Genomic DNA, 21,809 nt, shown 5'->3' with positions numbered 1-21,809 from the left:
TCCTTTACGACTTGGTGTTTATATTCATACATGGAGATTGTCGTAGTGTTTGAATATGAGCATGAAGTCGGAACACACCTATTCCGCTTTTGGGTGGGATGATAGAAAAAAGGGACTGTCCCTACTCCTGCTCCCACTGGCAAAAAGCGGACTGAAAATATCCCGAACCGAAGGATGGGCACTGATAGTAATGTATTTCTGTTACCTGCCCTAGTTGCTCAGGGATCTAAAAGCAGGACTCTTTGAAGGTCTTGCTTTTTTATACCTTTGTGGCTTTCATACATATTATTTTAAACGATCAGCATGAGAAAGTTTTTTACCCAGACGTTGGATAGCTTCCAGCTGTTCTTTGACAGGAGCCATTCCGTCCTTATTCAACTTGATACTGTCGAGCCCCATTGCATACAACATGCCGATTTTCTGGGCGACACTTCCGGCTTCCTGCGTAATTGTTCCTGATTATCTTCATTTAGCTGGTCGAATGTTCCAAAGCGTGAATACTCCGGTTTTAGAGGATTGTTCTTTATCCATCCTCCACAGGCATACTCATAAAAATCAGTACCGGGAGCTACTGTTGTGTCCAGATTTGCCAGCTTGATAGCGTCCACTTTTGCAGTTTCCTTCACAGGTGATTTACTGTACCCCGCCATTGCCATCATACCGACAGCAACCAATGGAATTACTATTAACTTCTTAATTTTTGTTCAACGTTTACTTGAATTATGCCGCAAAGGTACATAAATTCAGATAAATAGAACCGATTTTAGCCTAATATGACAGGGTAACCGCACCAAAATAATTTTACTCAGATGGAACCTTGTATATCAGGATTCACATCCATATCTTTATAAACTCCTATCTATCGGCAATTTATATAAAGATTTTGAATTGAAGTGGAAGACCGACTTTTACCTGATCGGAGTAAGGAATTCCACAATCGCCTCTTGTCTGCTTGAACAGATGTTTCCGACTTTGTCGCAAAAAAGATCTTCTTATCTGTCAGGAGTCACAACAGGTGCTTCACCCGTCAAATATGCAGAAGCTTTATAACCAGTTTTTTTAGCCAAATATCTACAAAAATCCGACAAAAAACACATTTGCATATTCGGTATCTTTTCTATTTTTGGACATTCCAAAGAATAAGAAAAATACACATATGCAAAAACAACGGATGGAGTCGCGTAAACTATATCTAATCATCCTTCAGGACATCATGAATGGAGGCGAGATCATTTTCCAAATGACTTCCACCCCTACAAAAAAGGCTGTTCACGGGAGAAGAAAAGTCGTATTCACTGATACAATAAATATATACACATATGAAATCACTTACAATTAACTATCTTTCAATTCTTTTATGTGTACAGGTATTTTTTGCCTGTACATCCCATGTAAAAAAATCTCCCGAACGGAAGTTTAGGATCATCCATAATAACGATGGTACAGACTTGTTGGGAAACCGTTGGTTCAAATACCGTCCGCTAACGCTTGCCGACCTCGACTCCAGTGTCGATATGGTTGCAAACTCGCAGGTAACAACCTACATGATGTGTTCCGGCAGCGACTTTTTTTATGTCCGGTCCAAATATGGGCACGTGATTGGAGACGACCTGAACGGGACACTAGATTGCGGTTGCGATACGGCTCAATATAACTCCTTCCGTAAATACTACCAAAACCACTTGAACCTGGAAAAAGAAGGGACAGATATCATTGCCCATACTTTAAAAAGAGCGAAAGAAAAAGGAATGGAAACATTTATCACCTATCGGATGAACGACCTGCATTTCAATGATACGACTACCCATTGTCCGATCTGGTACACCGACTTCTGGATTCAGCATCCGGAATACTGGCTGAACGACACGACGCAAGGTTATAACAGCGGCGGAGCCTTTGACTTTGCCATAAAGGAAGTGCGTGACCGCAAGCTGGCGATTATTTCCGAACAATTAGAGAACTATGCCGACATAATCGACGGATACGACCTCGACTTTATGCGTTTTATCGTTTACTTCCAATCTGGGACGGGACCACAGAACGCACCGCTTATGACACAATTAGTAAAAGATATCCGTCAAAAGGTAGATGAAGTTTCGGCCAAGCAGGGCAGAAAGATTTTACTATCCGCACGTGTAGCACCGACAGTCGAGCAAAACATGATGAAAGGATTGGATATACGTGAATGGCTACGCCTCGGACTGCTGGACTTTATCAGTACAGGTGTCCATTGGAGGGGAGATCCCGCAATGCCGGTAGCCAAGTTCCGGGAAGAGATTGGGAAAGACCTCAATATTCCGTTCTACAGTTCTATTGACGACGGGGGATACCGCCCACGGGAATTCTGGTCACACGGGATGCACAGGGGTATGTGTTCTCACATTCTCTCGCAGGGGGCAGATGGAATCTATCTGTTTAATTATTATTTTGGCGCATTTAATTCCGAACATGACGGGAAACTATACCTGGAAGATGGTGGTCAAGTTTGCCGGATCATGATGCCGGAACTACTTCAAGAATTAGGATCACTGGAAACACTGAAAGGACGTAACAAAATCTATGCTTTGTCGGATGGCGTTGTCCAGTACAATATAAAACCCGATTCTCCTCTCCCTCTAAAAATAAGGAAAGGAGATCAAAAAGAAGCGGATATTTATATAGGCGATACTGTAGAAGAAGGCTATCCGGAAGAAGCAATCCTATTTATTCGTACTAATCATCCGATTGCTTGCCGGTTGACAGTAAACGGGGAAACAGTTAAAAAAGAAATGCCGGCCTACACCCGCCTTTACGACAGGGAACGTGGTTTGGATGGGGAAGAAAAAGAATATGCCTTTATCCTGCCAGACAAAATCCTCAAGCAAGGATATAACCGCATCGGATTTCGCTCCGAAGACGAAAATACGTTCACTGTTAAACGGATAGAGATAGCCCTCAAATACGGAGACGTAAAAACGCACGGATATTTCTAAAGCCATCTTTATCACAAAGAAAAATCATAAAAGGTTAGTAATAAAACACCGGTTAAAATCATTGGACAAATAAACGTAAGTTTTATAGTACAAGGGAATGTGTCATAATTCGTTACATTCCCTTTTATAAAATCCTAGCTAAAAGGAAAGAAGGTGTCAAAATGATAATGGATAATGTTAAAAAGTGAGGGATGTATTTGTTCATATTACTTATTTTTGTCCGGTCAAATAAAGATTTTGAAAGGAAATGAAGAAAAAAGTATATAAGGTAATCATTTGCCTTTGTTGTGTTGCGACGTCTCTCTCAGCCCAGGATTATGTAGTCGAATTGACAAATCCAGATGAAAGTTGTACAAGTATCGCTGTAGGTAAATTGGCGACGACCGATGGTTCGGTAATGACCTCCCAGACTTGTGACGGAACCTCGCGTACTTGGATGGAAGTAGTGCCTGCACAGAACTGGCCGGATACGGCAAAACTCGATATCTACTGGGATCTACGCCACACGGAAAGCAAAAACGACCGTTTGGGAGTTAAACTGAAAGGTTCTATTCCGCAGGTCTCTTATACGTTTGCTTTCCTGAATACTGGTTATCCTTGCATGAATGAGAAACAATTGGCGATGGGCGAGACAACTATCGTTGGACGTAAGGAACTACGCAATCCGAATGGTTTGTTTCATATCGAGGATTTGCAGGGGATTGCTTTGCAGCGTTGCAGTACGGCACGTGAAGCTGTTTTGCTGATGGGGCGTTTAGCGGAGCAATACGGCTATTGTGACGGTGGGGAATGCCTGACGGTTGCCGATAAAAAGGAACTTTGGTTTTTCGAGATTACAGGTGCGGGGCCGAAAGATATGGGAGCTTTGTGGGTTGCCCAACGCATACCGGACGACCATGTGACGGTTTCGGCCAATACGCCTCGTATTTCCGATGTCGATTTCAAGGATAAGGATAATTTTATGTATAGCGAGAGATTGAAAGAGAAGGCTCGTCAATTAGGATATTGGGATGGGATAGAACCTTTCAAGTTTTGGAAGGTTATCCATGAAACGGGGAAGAAGCCTTTTACTATCCGCGACTTTTTTGTTTTGAAAACGCTAGCTCCTTCTTTGAACCTGACGATGGATATGGGGGAGCTTCCTTTATCTGTCAAGCCCGAACGGAAAATCTCTTTGACGGATATGAACCGTCTGTTGCGTGAAACGTATGAGGGAACGGAGTGGGACATGACTAAAGATATGATGGTAACGAAGAAGATCAAAGATAAAGACGGGACCGAACGCGATACGACGTATAAAAGCCCGTTGGCTCAAAACTGGATGACAAACGACATGTTTGAGTTTTTGAATGCGCAACGAGGTGAAAAAAAGATAGAGAAACAGCGGACGATATCGGTTGTTTGGTGTGCTTATTCGTTTGTAATCCAGTGCCGTGATTGGTTGCCCGATGAGGTGGGAGGCGTTTGCTGGTGGTCGGAAGATAATCCGGGCGAGAGCCCACGTGTCCCGTTGTTTGCCGGGATGACGGATGTTCCTGAGAGTTTTAAGGTATGCGGGCATAAGCACTATCGCCTTGATGCGGCTCTTTGGACTTACCGTCGTACAAACCGTTTGGCACAGGTGAGCTGGGGGCATGGCCGCAAATTGATTGAACCAGCCGTTATCTCCTTCGAGCGGAAAGCTGCAGATGAAATGCCTTTAGTTGAGGACAAGGTCTCGGTTCTTATTCGGGAAGGCAAAAAGGAGGAAGCCCAAGCATATCTTACCCGTTACTCTTTCGAGTTTATTTACTCGACTCTTCGTTGCTGGGAGGAGATGGAAGGACAACTTTGGCATAAGTTCGGGAGAGGATTTTGATTGATCCTCTCCTATTTTTATTTTAGGCTATAGATTTTTGTCCCTTTGTATCTTAACATGTTTTCTATATGAGATGGGGCTTACGCCTGTTTTTTTTCGGAAGAAGAAAGAAAAATAATCTGGAGATTCGAAATTCAGTTTGGCAGAAATGTCTTGGATGGACATTTCCGTACTGTCTAACAATTCTTTGATTTTGTTAATTTTCAATTGTAAGATGTATTGGTGTGGGGTAATCCCTACATATTTCTTAAAAAATTTTCTAAAATTGGAGTAGCTCATGTTTATTGCTTTGGCAATGTCTTCCGATGTGAAATTTTCATAAACGTTTTCCCGCATCAGCATACAGGCTTTTTGCATTTTTTGTATGGCTTCCGTCCCATAGTCTTGGGTTTTATTTATTGAATAAATTAAGCTGATAATGTGTAAAGCGGTTCCGCCGAGTAACACTTGGAAAGCAGGTTTTTCTGCCATGGCAGAATCAATCATTTCATTCAAATGATTGATTAATAATCTATTTATACCAATATGAAATATCGGATTTGTGTAGTTTACTATTTTTCGTAACAGATTATCAAAATAGGGTCCGCTAAGGGTGAAGTAATATTCGTCCCATCCGATCTCTGCTATCGGATGATGGGTGTGCCATTGTTTGGGAAAAATGAAAAAAACATCCCCTTCGGATATTTTGGACATGGGACAGTTTGAAGATATGAAAATTCCTTCTCCCCTGGTTACGTACACTAATACAAATTCATCGATAATCCTTCCTTTTTCAGGATTGAAGGTGTATTTGGCTGAATGTCCTTTTAAAGGATAATTTTCGTTGGGCCTGATAGATTGGAAACCTATGCTGCTGATAGAAATTCCCCATGTTGTTTCGTTGTCGTTTGTGGGCAAGTACTTGATAATGTTGTGTTTGTTGCGATTGGAATACATAAGTATATATTGTTTGAGATTCTTTCCCAGCCTGTTTTTCCATAGATAGAAACAATTTTCGCAAATATAAAAAAAAATATCATTTAGGACAAAATTATACAAAAAAATATCATATTTCCATGTAGATGCAGAAGCAGAATCTGGATTTTTGCAGTAAATTTTGTTAAACAAAAATAATATATGAATTTATGAAAGATCGTATTCTGCTTTTGCTATGTTTTCTACTGTGTGGGATACAAGCTTTTGCCCAGATTTCAGTATCGGGAAAAGTGGTGGATGCCGGTAGTTTTGAATTGCCGGGAGTAAACATTTCCGTGAAGGGACAGACGATCGGCACTATGACTGGTGCCGATGGTACGTTTACGCTCCCTGGTGTTCCGGGGAGTAATTCTGTGTTGGTTTTTTCTTATGTCGGATTTAAGACACAAGAAGTGACAGTTGGTAATCAGCGAATGATCAATGTCACGTTATTGGAAGATTCTGAACAACTGGAAGAGGTTGTTGTGGTTGGTTACGGAACGGCACGTAAGAAAGATGTGTCGGGAGCTATTTCCAATGTGAAATTTTCTGATAGTGATATTACCGCTTTACCTAATCCGAATGCGATTGCTGCGTTGTCAAGTAAAGTGGCTGGTTTGAAATATGCTCCGACAAGCAGTGCTGGTGCTAATAATATGGGGACTATGACTTTGCGTGGTAAGAATGCAATTCCGGCAGATGTTTCTTCTGACAAGCAAAGTGTGAATCAGCCTTTGCTTATTGTTGATGGCGTCATTTCTTTTGGTGGTATTAATGAGATCAATACCAATGATGTCCAGAGTATTGATGTGTTGAAAGATGCTTCGGCTGCTGCAATTTATGGATCTCGTGCAGCGAATGGTGTAATCATTATTACGACTAAGAAAGGTAGAAGTGAAACGCCGACTATCAATGTTAATACGAACTGGAGCTTTTCGGATTGGACACGTCAGCCTAAAATGGTATCTGATGAAGAGAAGTTCATGAAAAATCGTTTTTATTCAAAACAAGCGACAGGTAGTATTCCGGGAGATGCTGTATGGTCTACTTCTTATGATAAAGCGCAATTGTTGAATACGGTTGAGTTAGATGCTTATAACGAAGGTGTTTATGCGGATTGGATCGATGAAACCTCACGTGTCGGTGTTGGCCAGAAATATGATGTGAGTGTTGCTGGTAACTCAAAGGTGGTAAATTATTATATTTCTGGGGATTATTACCGCCAGCAAGGTATTATGAAAGGAAATGATTATGAAAAGTATAACATTCTTTCCAAATTAGATATCAAGGCAAAAGAATGGTTGACTTTCGGTTTGAAGGGTAATTTTTTGAGTTCGAAGAGTTGGGGGGTCTCTCCTCGTATTCAGAATGCAACTTGGATGTCACCTTATTCGTATATTCATGCGCGTCAGCCGGGATATGAAAACTGGTATAATTCGAAACCGGATGGAAATGTTGCTAGTCCTTATTGGGGAACCGGTTCAAACGACTCTTATTTATGGACGGACAAAGAGGATCATGGATTCAATATCAATGGTGTATTCTATGCACAAGTGGATTTCCCCTTTGTAAAAGGATTATCTTATCGTATTTCTTTGAATGGACAGCGTAATACAGGAACAAGTGACCTGTTCAATAATCCCGGAATGTGGGTAGATACTGATAATACGGCGCAAATGGATGATCCTTCGCAGTTTGGATCCAGAGCCGGAGGATATTCTTATTCTTCTATTAGCGGCACTTGGAATGTTGATAACATTTTAACCTATATGAAAGATCTAGGTAAACATCATTTCGATTTGATGGCTGGTTATACTCGTGAGGCCTCTAATAATGAGTATCTCAGAACTGATTTCTCGAACTTCTCTGTTCCGACAATCTTAGGTGTCTATAAACAAGATTTGGCTTCGACGAAGACACTCAGACGTGAACGTACACAGAGTTCTGCTCTAGCTTATTTAGGTCGTGTTAATTACAATTACAAAAACACTTACTATGCAACTTTCAATTTTCGCCGTGATGGTTATTCTGCATTTGCGGCAGGGCATAAGTATGGTAATTTCTATGGAGCATCTGCTGCTTGGGTGATGAGTAATGAGAATTTCTTAAAAAACAATGTGGACTGGCTGGATTTCTTGAAACTTCGTTTCTCTTGGGGACAGAACGGTAGCCGTTCGGTGAGTCCGTATGCAACTGTAGCGACAGTCGGTACGACTTATACTTGGTTTGGTGATACAGGTTCCGGTAGTGCATTTGGCCTGACACCCTCTTCATTGCCGAACCGTTCTTTGACATGGGCAACTGTTGAAAAATATAATTTAGGAGTTGATTTCGGTGTTTTGAACGGACGTTTGAATGGAAATGTAGATTTGTATGTAGGAAATACAACGGATATGTTGATGAATCGTTCCGTTCCTTATCCTACTGGTTTCCAGTCTGCTAGCGATAATGTCGGAAAAGTAACGAACAAGGGTATTGAAATTACATTGAATTCCGTAAATATCGATGGGGACGGAAAAGAAAAATTCCGTTGGACTTCCGACTTGGTGTTTGACCTTAACCGCAACAAGATAAAGAGTTTGTATGGAAAAGATTATGAGGGTAAAGAAGCTGACGATGTTGCAAATGCTGTAGCCTATGGCTTTGATAACTATTATGCCCTGATGATCGGACATGCTATCGGTTCGGCATACGACTTGAAGAAGGTTGGTATTTTCCAAAGCCAGGAAGAAATCGACAATTATAACTGGACGAATCCGGAAACAGGTGAGGTAAGCAAAATTCAACCCGATGCCGTTCCTGGTGATTTGAAATTCCTTGATTATAATAACGATGGTAAGATTTCCGGAGATGACCGTCATTGGATCGGCGACATGGATCCGTTGTTTACAGTTAATTTTGGTAACACGTTGAGTTATAAAAATTTTTCTTTGTATTTCAACTTCCGCTGGATGCAGGGTAACGATACCCACTTTTTAGGATATGATCCGAATGCTTTCGGAACGAATATGTCCAACGGTGCTCAGTTGGATGCTGTTAACCCGTGGACTGCCGATAACCATTCCGACAAATATCCGCGTTACGGATATAGTAATTCGTTGAACTATTTGTATTGGAACTCACGGACATTTTTGAAATTGAAAGACTTGGTGTTCTCTTATAATGTCGATGCGTCGTTCTTAAAAAAGCTGGACATCTCTTCTTTACGCATTTATCTTTCTGCAACGGACTTGTTTACCATCACTGGTTGGTCAGGGCTTGATCCGGAAAACGGAGGTACGATTGCTTCTAATGCTTCTTCGAGCCGTTATGGTAGTAATGGTACTTACAAGACAGTTTCTGTAGGACTTAATTTATCTTTCTAATAATAATATACCCAAAAGAAGTAAATATGAAACTCAAAAGATATTTATTAATAGCATTGGCCGGAACCTCTTTGGTGACCGGTTTCACAGGGTGTCAAAGTGCGGATGAGTTTTTGACGGAACATTCTTATAAATTTGACGACCAAACTTTTTATACTTCTCAGGCTGATATGGAAATGGGGTTAAATGCTTGTTATCGCCAAATACAATCATTGATGATGGGGCAGACGCATGGCGGACATTCTTGGATGATCATGGGATTGGGACTTGATACATTCGGCCAGACAGGAGGTAATTCTCAATTTGCGAACTGGAACAACTTGAATGCCAGCGACGGTTTGATTCGTCACTGGTATGACAAACTGTATGATTTGATTAACCGTGCTAATACGGTTATTGATATGATGGACGAACGCGACTATATTACATATTCTTCAGCTGAAAAAAAAGCACAACTTCGTGCAACGGCTGTCTTTTTCAGAGGTTGGGCATATCGTGTATTGGCAGGTATGTATGGCAATGTCCCCATATTGGATCATCGCGTAACGAGTATTACGACAGGTTATGTTCCAACTACTCGGCAAGATGTATGGGAATTCTGTAAGGACGACTTTACTTATGCGGTGCAGAATTTACCGATAAAAGCTGAAAAAACGGGACAAATTGTTCGTGCAGCTGCCGACCATTATCTGGCGGAGGTAAGTCTGGCTTTGGGAGATTTTAGCGGTGCAGTAGATGCCTCTTCTCGCGTGATTGACGGAACCGATGGCGATTTCCATGTCATGACAACCCGTTTCGGCTCCCGTGCAAGCGAAGCGACAGATCGTTATGGTAACTCTTTGGCTGCACCTGCCGGTGCTTACTGGGATTTGTTCCGTGAAGGTGGCAATCAAAACTCAGAAGACAATAAAGAGGCTATTTGGGTGTGCCAATATAATTACAATACTTATTCTACTGGTGGTGGAGGTAACGAATGGTATCGTATTTATGCTTGTACGACTGAATCCAACTGGCTAAGTAACACAGTTCGTCTCAATAAAGACAGAAGAATAGCGGACGATGGTACGGAGTTTTATTTATGGGGTGACAATACTGCTTGTTTCCAAGAAGGAATCGTCGGAAGTGCTCTTTCTACCGTGCCTTCGGCCAAAGGACGTTATGAGGCCGATATCATGCGTGACTCAATTGGTGGCAATGTTCCTTACAGTGGCAATGTCCTGTGGCCTACAAGATATGTCTATACCGATTTATGGAACAATTCCAAAAAGGAAGGCAAGGAAGATTTCCGTGGTTCTGAGATCATGATTCAGCGTAACTGGTACACTCCGGGTGGTACGCGCTGGCTTGATGAGAAAGCTGCTGCATTTGAAAGAGCAAAGGCTTACGGATATGTGATTTCGGCTGCTGATACAATCAGTATTTTCCCGCGTTTCTGGAAATTCTCGGATGATAAACATCCCAATGGTGACAATAAGGCATACGACTGCGACTGGTATATGACTCGTGTTGCAGAAACCCATTTGCTCCGTGCCGAAGCCTACCTGGCTTTGGGTGACCGTGCAAAAGCTGCTGACGACATCAATGTCCTGCGTAATCGTGCCAATGCTCCGCTTTGTACGGCTGCCGATGTTAATATTGATTATATCCTGGATGAACGTACTCGCGAATTGTTGGGTGAGGAACAGCGTTGGATTACATTGAACCGTTTGTCTGTGAATCCGAATGCGACTTATGTAACGGAGGTTTATCCTGTTCAGGATGAAAAAACGTCCAATACGCTTTATGAGCGTGTGCGTAAATATGGTCTCGGCTATGAAAATATGTCCGGTTCCGACCAGCCGCGCGAATGGAGCGAAGCGGAGCGTCGTTACATATCGAACATTCATCCATATAATTATCAATATCCGATTCCTATACAGGTTATCCAATCTAATACGGGAGCCGAGTATCCTCAGAATTATGGTTATTAATATAATGTAGTTTAATTGTAGAAAGGACGGCCAATTAGACTGTCCTTTCTTGTCTTTTTATGATGAACTGCTATTATTAAATGTATGGAAGTACACTTTCTGTTAACAAGTCAAATATGAAATAGAATTAAGATGGCTGTCTTTTCGAGCTTGTTTAAAGCTATGAATTCCCGATATAGAAATACTTTATTTAGTGGAATCTGTGTGTTATTTTTCTTTGTGTTAGGATATTATCTCAAAGAAACCCAGCAATATGCTTTGTTCTACCGGGAGCAACAACAACTGTTTCTATTTGATTGGGCTTATATTTCCGATATTCTTAGGCAACCCGGAGGCCTTTCTGTTTTAATGAGCAGGTTCATCGTACAATTCTTTTATTCGCTTTGGACTAGTGCTATTTTGACATCGTTTCTTTTGACTTTAATATCTTTATTAATCTGGCTCGTTATTCGCAAGATAGGAAATTATCGATTCCTTTTGCCTGTTTGTTTTATCCCCTGTTTGTTCTTGGCTATTTCATTACTTGATAATTGTTTTCATTATGAAGGTATAACTGCCTATTTTTTAATGCAACTGTTTTTGTTTGTATATAGTATTTTAGGCATTAAAGAAAATAAATGGCTTCGATTGTCTGCCGGATGCATGTTTATTGTTGCATTGTTTTATGCAGCAGGAGCCGTTGTACTCCTATTTGCCATCTGTACTTTTTTGTATGATTGCTTGATGAGGCGGGAGACAGCTTTGCTGTCCCTTCTGTATATTGCTTTGGCGCTTATTGTAGGTTTTGTCGCTGTGCAATTCGGTTGGGCTGGTTTATATGCTTATGTATATACCCCGTTGGGTTACTATGAAACAACTGTTACGGCTCCGTTTGTCCATTATGCCGCTTGGTTGGCACTACCGGTTTGCTTATTGGTTGCAGGTGCCATCCGTTTTTTTGAAAGAAGGGGGCGCAACAGCCAAATCGCCATTGGATTGATGGTGATTGTTGCCGGATTCGTTTGTTTACAGAAGAATTATCAGGACCATATAAAACCGGATCTTAATGATTTTTATCGATATGAATATTATACGGTAAATGAGAAATGGAATGAGTTGCTCAAAGCAAGCGCAATACGTATCAGAAATCACAATGATGCGAACTATTTGAATCTTTCTCTGGTTCAAAAGGGAGAACTTATCGAGCATTTATTCCATTATCCTCAGTTTGGACCTAAATCTCTTATTTATATACCTAAAGATAAAACTTCGGATGTCAGGCTGGCTCATGTGTTGTTTGCAATGGGAAATATGGGAGCTGCCCAGAATGTGGCATTTAATGCCAGTTTGTCGTTGAACGGCTATAATCCGACTATGTTGAAAATGGTCTTGCAAATCGATTTGATGCGTGGGGCTTATGCTGTTGCCCTAAAGTATATCGAATTGTTGGAGAAAACTTGGCATTATTCCGAATGGGCGACATCTCAAAGGAAATTTCTGTTTGACGATCGTGCGGTGGAGCAGGATGCTGTTTTAGGGACTGGAAGAAGAGATTTCCCTAATGAAGAAACTTTTGTATTGTTTAATTCCCCTATGGATGACTTGTACAAAATCCTTGATGCTAATCCTGTTGATGGGAAAGCGATACAATATGCCCTATCTTATTTATTGTTGGCAAAGGATATTAATCATGTCAAAGAGTTTATTGATGAATATTACGGAACGCTGGAGTTAAAAACTTTACCGGTTTCTGCACAGGAAGCTTTGATTTTTTATTATGATTATTATCATACATTGGATGAAAATTATGCAGTTCAGCATGGAATCACGAAAGAGCAATTGCTTGTTTATCAAAGTGTGGATTTAAACTATTGTAAAGAGCATGGAGTAACACAAGATACGATTGACAGGTTTGCAATCTTTAAGGAGGCGTATGGTAGGGCTCGGCAATCTGCAGATGCTTTGGTTGCTTATAAAAACACTTTCTGGTATTATTTACTTTTTGTACAAATATAAATATGAAAAATATCTATCAATTCATGTGGGGATTAAGCGTGGTGTTCTGTTGCATAGCGTGTGGAAAGGTCAATGTACGGATATCAGAAGAGTTGGAAGAGAGTCCTTCGATATTTCCTGATTATAAAGATGTAACTGTCCCTTATAATATCGCTCCTCTGAATTTTTCTTATATGGGGAAAGAAGAGTGTTGCCTGATTGTTGCAGGGATGGATGGAGAAATTCAAGTACCAGGCGTAAAAGGACTTTTCTCTTTCTCTGTTTCTGCATGGAAGGATTTGATGGAGCGTAATAAAGGTAAGGTGTTAAAGCTGACTGTTGCTATTCGTTCGGGCGATGAATGGGTTGGTTATAAACCTTTTTGTATAGATGTAGCATCCGAACCGATTGATGCTTATCTTTCGTATCGGCTGATTCCTCCCGGATATGAAGGCTGGAAGGATATGGGGATTTATCAGCGCAACTTAGAGAACTATGAACAGACTGCCATCTATGAAAATAAGTTGACAGACGGCAATTGTGTGAATTGCCATTCTTATTGTAATCGGAATCCGGACAGGATGTTGTTTCATGCAAGGGCCGATTTTGATGGAACTGTCATGATGCATGATCGAGTGATCGAGAAGTTGAATACGAAAACTGATTCGACAATAAGTACTTTGGTCTACCCTTTTTGGCATCCTTCCGGGCTTTATGTGGCATTTTCGGTTAACAAGACAAAACAGAGTTTTTTTAACAGTCATTCGAACCGGGTGGAAGTCTATGATTCGGCTTCGGATGTCGTAGTCTATAACGTACATACTCATCAGATCACTTATTCTCCGCTAACGAAATCGGCTGAGGCCTTTGAAACTTTTCCTGCGTTTTCTCCAGATGGCCGGAGTTTGTATTTCTGCTCGGCTCACGCTGTCGATTCCATGCCTCAAAAGTATAAGGAAGTGAAATATAGTCTTTGCCGTATAGCCTTTGCCCCGGAAGATATGACGTTTGGCAATCAGGCGGATACTTTGTATAATGCGTCTTTACATGGAAAAAGCGTTTCTTTTCCACGAATATCTCCTGATGGTAGATTTTTGGCATTTGTTTTGCATGAATTTGGTAATTTTTCCATATGGCATAAAGATGCAGATCTATATATGGTCGATCTGCAAACACAAGAAGTCTATCCTCTGTCTGAAGCGAATTTGAATGATGTGGATAGCTACCACTCGTGGAGTGATAACAGCCGTTGGATGGTGTTTAGCAGCAGACGGATTGATGGATTGTATACAAGGCCTTTTATTGTCTATATAGATGAAAATGGGCATGCGCGTAAACCGTTTTTACTTCCACAAAAAAATCCGTCGATTTATTATAAGCGGCTAATGTTCTCCTATAATATCCCAGAATTGATGGTGAAAAGAGTAGATGTGAGGAAGCATAAGATTGCAAATCTATTGAGGAATTCTGTCGGGATAGATGTTATTTCTGATCCAATTATGCCAAATTTTTAATTATAAATATCAAAAGCATAGATAAAATTTGTGAGAACGTAAATATTTTTGTCCGTTGTGAAAGACACATGGAATATGCATTAATCTTATTTATGTAAATACCGTATTATGATGAACAGATACAAATTCTTTATTCTTTGCCTCAGCCTGATATGCGAGGTAAGCCTGTCAGCAAAAGATTATTATGCCACGGATTTCGGAGTGAAAGCGGATGGTAAGACTTTGAATACGAACTCTATTCAGAAAGGGATCGATTTTGTGAATGAGCAGGGGGGAGGACGTTTGATTTTTACTGCGGGCAATTATCAAACTGGTACTATTTACTTGAAATCGAATGTGACGCTCCACCTAGAGGAGGGGGCGACTTTACAGGGATCGACTAATCCCTGGGATTACGAAAAAGATCCGTATATTCGTTGGATGTCTATGATTTTTGCTGTTAAACAGCAGAATATCGGTATAACGGGAAAGGGGACGATTAACGGGCGTGGTTTTCAAACCGCCAACAATATGGTGGACTATATCCGGCGAGGTATTTACGAAGACCCTCTGAAACTGGGCCGTCCGAACGAGACGAACCGTCCGCAGAACATCTATTTTCGTGAATGTGAGAATGTGACGATCAAAGACATCACTTTGCGGGACCCGGCAAGCTGGAACCAAACCTATGATCAATGCAAGAATCTGTATGTCGATGGCATACACGTCGATAGCAAATCTTACTGGAACAATGATGGCATCGATGTTGTGGATTGTGATGGCGTCGTATTGAAAAACTCTTTTCTTGATGCGGCAGATGATGCTCTTTGTTTCAAATCGCACGATGCGAATAGCATGTGCCAGAATGTGGTTGTCGAGAATTGCGTAGGCCGTTCGAGTGCCAGCGGATTGAAATTCGGAACAGTGTCCCGTGGTGGTTTCCGTAATTTTAAAGTGAAGAATATTAAGATATATGATACGTATCGTTCGGCTATAACATTTGCTGCGGTCGACGGTGCCCTGATCGAGAATATCGAAGTGGATGGTGTGCGCTCCATCCATACAGGAAATGTGATCTACCTTCGTATTGGTGACCGTTGGAGTGCAGGGAAGAAGCCGGTTATGAAAAATATAAAGATCAAGAATGTCTATGCCGAGATCCCGATGGATAAACCGGATGCCGGATATAACTATGAGGGACCGATCGAAGACCTCCCTCGTAATATTTCGCCAGCCAGTATCATCGGGTTGCCGGAATATAAGATTCAGAACGTAACGCTTCAAAATATTAAGATCGTTTCTCCTGGAGGCGGTAATCCTTACTATGCTTACCGGGGACTGACACCGGCTGAATTGGACAGTATCCCTGAAATGGAAACTTCTTATCCGGAGTTTTCGCAGTTTAAGGAACTGCCGGCCTGGGGGTTCTATATCCGTCATGCCGAGGGGATTACTTTTGATAATGTGACTTTTATGGCCTTGAAAAAAGATTATCGTCCGGCGGTCGTAATGGATGATGCAGGGAAGGTAACGTTTAAAGATGTTCGGTTTGTGGAGCCGGAAAGCGAGGGAAAGGAACAGATATTTCCTTATAAGTCTAAAGTAATAAAATGATAGTGTGATACCGGAAAAGGAATTTGTGGGATTAAAATAAAAGAGAGACAATATGAATAAAAATAAATTATTTGCAAGTGTGATAGGTCTTCTGGTCTTCGTGTCGAATCTTTTGGCAAAGGATTATCAAGTCGCGATGTTTGGGATCAAATCGGACGGGGTGACACTCAATACCCGTTCCATCCAGCGGGCTGTTGATTATATCAGCGAACAAGGAGGCGGTCGACTTATCTTTTATGTAGGTCGTTATCTGACTGGTTCGATCGAGTTGAAGTCGAATGTGACGATTCGTATCGAAGAAGGGGCTGCCTTGGTTGCTGTCCCATCCGTTTATGATTTTAAAGGGGTAGGGGGACGTAACGCGCTCATTTACGCAGACAAGCAAAAAAATATCGGTATCGGTGGTAAAGGAATTATTGATGGTCGTAGTGTTACTGTACTGGCAAGCGTGGAAGAGCAATTGCAGAAAGGCCATATCAAAGCTAATATTTCTGGTTATGCTCCGGCTTTGATTTGTATGGAAGGTTGCGAGGATGTGAAAATTGAGCAGATCACTTTGCAGGATGCTGCTGATATTGCTGAAATATACAAGGATTGTCGCAATGTAACAGTCGACAAAGTCGTTGTGAACGCAGGAATGTCGAAACGGAAAGCGATCTCAATTTCCGGCTGTGACGGAGTAAAGATGACGGACTGCTATTTTAATATGACAGGGAATCCGCTGGAAAGTACAGGAACATCACGCAATTTGATATTTATAAATTGTATAACATTAGACGGCAAAGCTGTCTCAAGCGATCAATAAAAGGAGGAAAAAATATGCAGAGGAGATCTTTTATCAAACAGAGTGTTTTATGGACAGCTGGTTGTGTCGTTGGTAACCGTATGCCGCTATGGGGGGCAGTCGATGCAACCGAAGAGATGGCGGATACGACCTTGCGTTCCGGTGAGCTATATAAGTTATTCCGTGATCCGCAACCCATTTACCGTCCGTTTGTCCGTTGGTGGTGGAATGGGGATAAGGTAGAGGCTAATGAGTTGAAACGTGAATTACATGTATTGAAGGAGGTTGGCATCGGAGGGGTGGAGATCAATCCGGTCAAATTCCCTGGCAATGACACGGATGATCTGGGAAAGAAGTCTCTGCCCTGGCTGAGTGACGAATGGATTGATATGTTGCGGGTGACTTTCGACGAGGCGAAGTCGCTAGATATGAATTGCGACTTGATTGTTGGTTCCGGTTGGCCGTTCGGGGGCGAATTCCTGACGGGCGATGAAAGGGCGGATCTTGTCGTGAACTATTCCCGAAAGTTGATCGGACCGATTGACTATGAAGTCTCTCGCGACGGATTGTTCAGTACGGCGGACCCCGCCATAAGTTCGCCGTTTTTGGGTAGGAAGATGGAGTTACTCTCCCTTCAATTGGTTCCCGAACCGTTCGGAGGTCTTGACCAGGTTATCGATCTGATGGATAGAGAGAGCGATGGAACGTTTAAGTTTCAGGTTCCCGATGGTAAATATGTCTTATTTGCTCTTGTCAAGATACAGGGTTTCCTTGAGGTGATTAATGGCGCTCCGGGTGCTACTGGTCCGGTGTTGAACCATTACAATAAGTCGGCCGTACAGAAATATCTGAACAATATGTCGGATAAGATTCAGGAACGCTTAGGTCCGTTGTCCGGTAATATCCGTTCCCTGTTCACCGACAGCATGGAGTTAGAAGGTTCGAACTGGTCCTATGACATGGCGGAAGAATTCAAGAAACGCCGGGGCTATGATGTGCAACCCTACCTACCTTTCATTCTTTTTAAGATGGGAAGTATGGGGAATGCATTGACTTACGAGCCGAAGGTGCAATTTACTCCAGAGTTGAACGATACTATTCAGCGCGTACGCTATGATTTCGAATATACGAAGGCCGAGTTGCTCCATGAGCGTTTTACGCGGACTTATCTGGACTGGTGCAAGGGGCTTAACGTCAAATCGCGTGCACAAGCCTATGGTCGGGGGCTATTTCCACTCGAAAGCAGTCTGGATTACGATATTCCCGAATGCGAGTCTTGGACGATGACCTGGCTGCGTCACCGTTTGGGAGAAGAAATGTCGGAAGAGGACTATCGTCGTGGGCGTGCTTATACGATGGTCAATAAATACGTTTCTTCGGCTGCTCATCTGCGCGGGAAGCGTCTGGTGAGTTGCGAGGAGATGACAAATACCTATACCGTGTTTAACATGACATTGGAGTTGTTGAAGATCGGAGGCGACCAGACGGCTATTTCCGGGGTGACGCATTCCATCTTCCACGGTTTCAACTATTCTCCGAAGGAAGCTCCGTTCCCCGGATGGATTCGCTACGGGGCCTACTATAACGAGAATAACAATTGGTGGCCGTATTTCAAATATTATACCGCTTATAAAGGCCGTATGGCTTCTGCCCTGCAACATGGAACCATGTATGCGGATATCGCAATACTGAATCCGATAGCCGATATGTGGAGTACGTTGGGGATGCAGAACGAGCCGTTTCCTTCTACCACCAACGTGATATATAAGACATTGGTATGGGAGGCAATCCATAAGAACGGTAGTGGTTGCGACTATGTTTCCGAATCAATCATCAGGGATGCCGAGATGAAAGAGGGTTGCTTGTGTTACGGTCCCCGCAAATATAAAACGCTTTTCCTGATCGAAGTGGAGAGTATGGAACCGGCTACCGCCCGCAAACTGTATGATTTTGTGGCTTCGGGCGGACGTATCTTCTGTATTGAGGCTTATCCGTATAAATCAGTCGGCTTGAAAGATCATGACAAGCACGATAAGGAAGTACAGGAATGGGTGGAAAAGATGAAGCTGATGGAAGAACGTTTCGTATTGCTACATAAACCGGAAAAGGATTTTGTCGGTTGGTATCAAGGAGTACAGAAAGACTATGATCTGATACCGTATATAACAATTGAAAAGCCTGATTCTTATCTGATGCAGAACCGTTATCAGGGCGATAACAGGGAAGAAATGTTCTTCTTCAGTTATGCACACCGTTATAATTCGCATCAGACCCATATCTCCTTCAGCAGCGAGATCATAAAAGGTCGGCAGGGTTGGGTGTGGGATCTGGAAACGGGTGAACGTTATCGGTTGCCGTTAGATGCCGACAATGGCTTCCTGTTTGATTTCGGTCCGGCGGATTCTCTCCTGATTGTGTTCGATAAACAAAAGAGAGGAAATGACTATAAGCCGTTGCCCGTTTCCGGGGCGGATTTGAAAGATCTTTCGTCCGACTGGGATATAGAGTTCCGCCATAGCCGTGAGAATACAGTGCAGAATGCTCATTTCGACAAACTGAAAGATTTGAAGGAAACGGACTTTGTTAACTTCTGCGGAACAATTGTCTATAGGAAAAAAATTAATGTTTCTTCGCCTACCGGTACGGTGCTTAACCTCGGATTGGTACATGGTGTATCGGAAGTATTTGTGAACGGACAGAACTGTGGTGTCAAATGGTATGGCCGCCGTATCCATCCGATTGCTGCCCAATTGAAACAGGGAGAAAATACGATTGAAATACATGTAGTCACCGTAATGGGTAACTATTTGAAGACGTTGAAGGATAATAAGATCGCCCAGGCGTGGACCCGGAGACAGGATGTTGTCCAGTCGGCGGGATTGGTCGGACCGGTCACCACTTATAGAATTAAGAATTAAAAATTGGAGATTTAAAGATATTATGAATGTAATTAGAAAAATAACGATCATGTGTTTGTTGGCGGGAATGATGATTCCGGTATGGGCGAAGGATTATCAGATGACCATGTTCGGGATCAAGTCAGATGGAATAACCATGAATACCCGCTCCATACAGAAGGCTATCGACTTTATTTCAGAGAACGGGGGCGGACGTTTGGTGTTTACTGTTGGGCGTTATCTGACTGGTAGTATTCATCTGAAGTCGAATGTGACGATCCATCTGGGAGAGGGTGCTGTGTTGGTCGGTTCCACCAACCCTTATGATTATGATATGGAACTGAATGCCTGGTATGGTTTGATTCTAGCGAACAAACAGGATAATATCGGTATTACCGGTAAAGGTGTGATCGATGGTTGCGGACGTGAGCTTGCCAATAACTTCATCAACCAGGTTTATTCTGGGGTGATTAAGGACAAGTTGCAGTTGGGGCGTGTTGCCAACCGTCCGAAGCTAGTCTATCTTCGTGAATGCAAGAATGTCGAGATAAAAGGTGTGACGATGATGAATCCTGCTTTCTGGACACAGACCTACGATCAATGTGAGAACTTGTTGATCGACGGTATTATGGTGCATAGTCGTGCTTACTGGAATAACGACGGGATGGATATTGTCGACTGTAACGGCGCATTGATTCAAAATTGCTATGTTGATGCGACGGACGATGCGATCTGCTTGAAATCTCATAGTGCCGATGCTGTTTGCCAGAATATCGAGGTACGCAACAATACGGCCTGTTCAAGTGCTAGCGGTATTAAGTTTGGAACGGCGTCGACGGGTGGTTTCAAGAATATAAAGATCATTAACAATACGATATTCGACACATTCCGCTCGGCTATAACGATCCAGGCGGTTGATGGCGGACAGGTTGAAAATGTCATAGTGGATAGCCTCCGTTCCATCAATACCGGTAATCCGATTTATCTGGTGGTGGGGGAGCGCCGTGAAGGTCGTCGTAGCCGGATGGACAACGTCCATATCTCGAATGTCTATGCCGAAGTTCCGGCAACGAAACCAGATGCAGGATATGACTACGAAGGGCCGACAGAAGACAATCCGCGTAATGTATCGCCTTCCGCTATTGTCGGATTGCAGGATAACAAGATAACGAATGTCTCTATCGAGAACGTCGAGATCGTCTATCCGGGTGGTGGTAATCCGCTGTATGCTAAAGTCGGCTTGGATGAATTGGACAAGGTTCCGGAAATGCCTAAGGCTTACCCTGAATTCTCTCAGCATAAGGAGTTGCCGGCCTGGGGATTCTATGTTCGCCATGCTGACGGTGTTACTTTCAAGAACGTGAAATTGACAACCTTGAAGAAAGATTATCGTCCGGCTATTGTTTTAGATGATGTGCACAACGGTATGTTTGCGAAGATCAAAGTGGTTGAACCGTCTGCCGGAAAGAAAGAAAAGATATACGCTTACAAGTCGACAAAGATCAAAAAGTAAAAATAGAAACTTACGGAAATTCGTAAAAAGAGGCTGTGTCGTAAATGAAGTGTACCCTAAAAGTTATACAGGTCAAACATTTACCAGTTATAGAAAGGGGCCGTCCAAAAAGTCGGATAGCCCCTTTTGCTATTGTTTATTTCGGTAAAAAGCAGTATCTTACCGTTGCAACAAACATTATAGCAATGGCTAAGATAGTATTTAAAGAGTTAACATCCAACCAAAATGTACTTTTTCCGGTAAGTTTATCGGAAAAGATAGCTCCCAATCATCCCGTTCGTGTTGTAAACGCGTTGGATATTAGCAGTCTTCTTCAGACATATAAAGGAGGAGGCACCAGCAGCTACCATCCCCGTATGATGCTCAAGGTCCTGTTTTATGGGTACTTGAACAATATCTATTCCTGCCGTAAAAT

General features: G+C 42.3%; 14 protein-coding genes. 12 read left to right on the top strand and 2 right to left on the bottom strand.

Annotated features, from left to right (window positions below; translation table 11 throughout):
* Positions 1-374 precede the first annotated feature (374 nt).
* Positions 375-659: a hypothetical protein gene (locus tag M1P97_RS24465; protein WP_394803948.1), complete on the bottom strand. Its 285-nt coding sequence runs from the start codon at positions 657-659 to the stop codon at positions 375-377.
* 229 nt (positions 660-888) lie between these two features.
* Between M1P97_RS24465 and M1P97_RS24460 the strand changes: the two genes are divergently transcribed.
* The 3 genes from M1P97_RS24460 to M1P97_RS24450 all read left to right on the top strand — a co-directional run bounded on the left by M1P97_RS24460 (position 889) and on the right by M1P97_RS24450 (position 4,830).
* Positions 889-1,050 (top strand): hypothetical protein, encoded by a 162-nt coding sequence (locus M1P97_RS24460; protein WP_195371877.1) that lies wholly within the window; start codon positions 889-891, stop codon positions 1,048-1,050.
* Between the two features lie 269 nt (positions 1,051-1,319).
* Positions 1,320-2,972 (top strand): glycoside hydrolase family 10 protein, encoded by a 1,653-nt coding sequence (locus M1P97_RS24455; protein WP_195371878.1) that lies wholly within the window; start codon positions 1,320-1,322, stop codon positions 2,970-2,972.
* Positions 2,973-3,219: 247 nt separating this feature from the next.
* Positions 3,220-4,830 (top strand): dipeptidase, encoded by a 1,611-nt coding sequence (locus tag M1P97_RS24450; protein WP_195371879.1) that lies wholly within the window; start codon positions 3,220-3,222, stop codon positions 4,828-4,830.
* 27 nt (positions 4,831-4,857) lie between these two features.
* Here the strand turns inward: M1P97_RS24450 and M1P97_RS24445 are convergent, their stop codons facing one another.
* Complete coding sequence (locus M1P97_RS24445) at positions 4,858-5,766, bottom strand: helix-turn-helix domain-containing protein (RefSeq protein WP_195371880.1); 909 nt, start codon at positions 5,764-5,766, stop codon at positions 4,858-4,860.
* Between the two features lie 188 nt (positions 5,767-5,954).
* Here M1P97_RS24445 and M1P97_RS24440 point away from each other — a divergent pair, with 188 nt between their 5' ends.
* The 9 genes from M1P97_RS24440 to M1P97_RS24400 form a co-directional block, all read left to right on the top strand.
* Positions 5,955-9,149, top strand: a complete 3,195-nt coding sequence (locus M1P97_RS24440) for a SusC/RagA family TonB-linked outer membrane protein (protein WP_195371881.1) — start codon at positions 5,955-5,957, stop codon at positions 9,147-9,149.
* Positions 9,150-9,175: 26 nt separating this feature from the next.
* Positions 9,176-11,119 carry a RagB/SusD family nutrient uptake outer membrane protein gene (locus M1P97_RS24435; protein WP_195371882.1) on the top strand — a complete coding sequence of 648 codons (1,944 nt, stop codon included), beginning with the start codon at positions 9,176-9,178 and terminating at the stop codon, positions 11,117-11,119.
* A gap of 132 nt (positions 11,120-11,251) precedes the next feature.
* Positions 11,252-13,114, top strand: a complete 1,863-nt coding sequence (locus M1P97_RS24430; protein ID WP_249390451.1) for a DUF6057 family protein — start codon at positions 11,252-11,254, stop codon at positions 13,112-13,114.
* Between the two features lie 2 nt (positions 13,115-13,116).
* On the top strand, positions 13,117-14,607 hold the full coding sequence (locus M1P97_RS24425; protein WP_249390450.1) for a TolB family protein: 1,491 nt from the start codon (positions 13,117-13,119) through the stop codon (positions 14,605-14,607).
* Positions 14,608-14,718: 111 nt separating this feature from the next.
* A complete protein-coding gene (locus M1P97_RS24420; protein WP_195371950.1) occupies positions 14,719-16,200 on the top strand; it encodes a glycoside hydrolase family 28 protein in 1,482 nt (493 codons plus the stop codon).
* A 52-nt stretch (positions 16,201-16,252) separates the two neighbouring features.
* A complete protein-coding gene (locus tag M1P97_RS24415; RefSeq protein WP_195371885.1) occupies positions 16,253-17,005 on the top strand; it encodes a glycosyl hydrolase family 28 protein in 753 nt (250 codons plus the stop codon).
* A 14-nt stretch (positions 17,006-17,019) separates the two neighbouring features.
* On the top strand, positions 17,020-19,902 hold the full coding sequence (locus M1P97_RS24410) for a glycosyl hydrolase (protein WP_249390449.1): 2,883 nt from the start codon (positions 17,020-17,022) through the stop codon (positions 19,900-19,902).
* Between the two features lie 22 nt (positions 19,903-19,924).
* On the top strand, positions 19,925-21,394 hold the full coding sequence (locus M1P97_RS24405; RefSeq protein ID WP_195371887.1) for a glycoside hydrolase family 28 protein: 1,470 nt from the start codon (positions 19,925-19,927) through the stop codon (positions 21,392-21,394).
* Positions 21,395-21,579: 185 nt separating this feature from the next.
* Positions 21,580-21,809: transposase (locus M1P97_RS24400; protein ID WP_249390448.1), on the top strand; the 230-nt coding region annotated here is incomplete at its 3' end.

The organism is Parabacteroides leei (assembly GCF_023369805.1).
Taxonomy (GTDB): domain Bacteria; phylum Bacteroidota; class Bacteroidia; order Bacteroidales; family Tannerellaceae; genus Parabacteroides; species Parabacteroides leei.
This window is presented reverse-complemented; position numbering and strand designations above follow the sequence as displayed.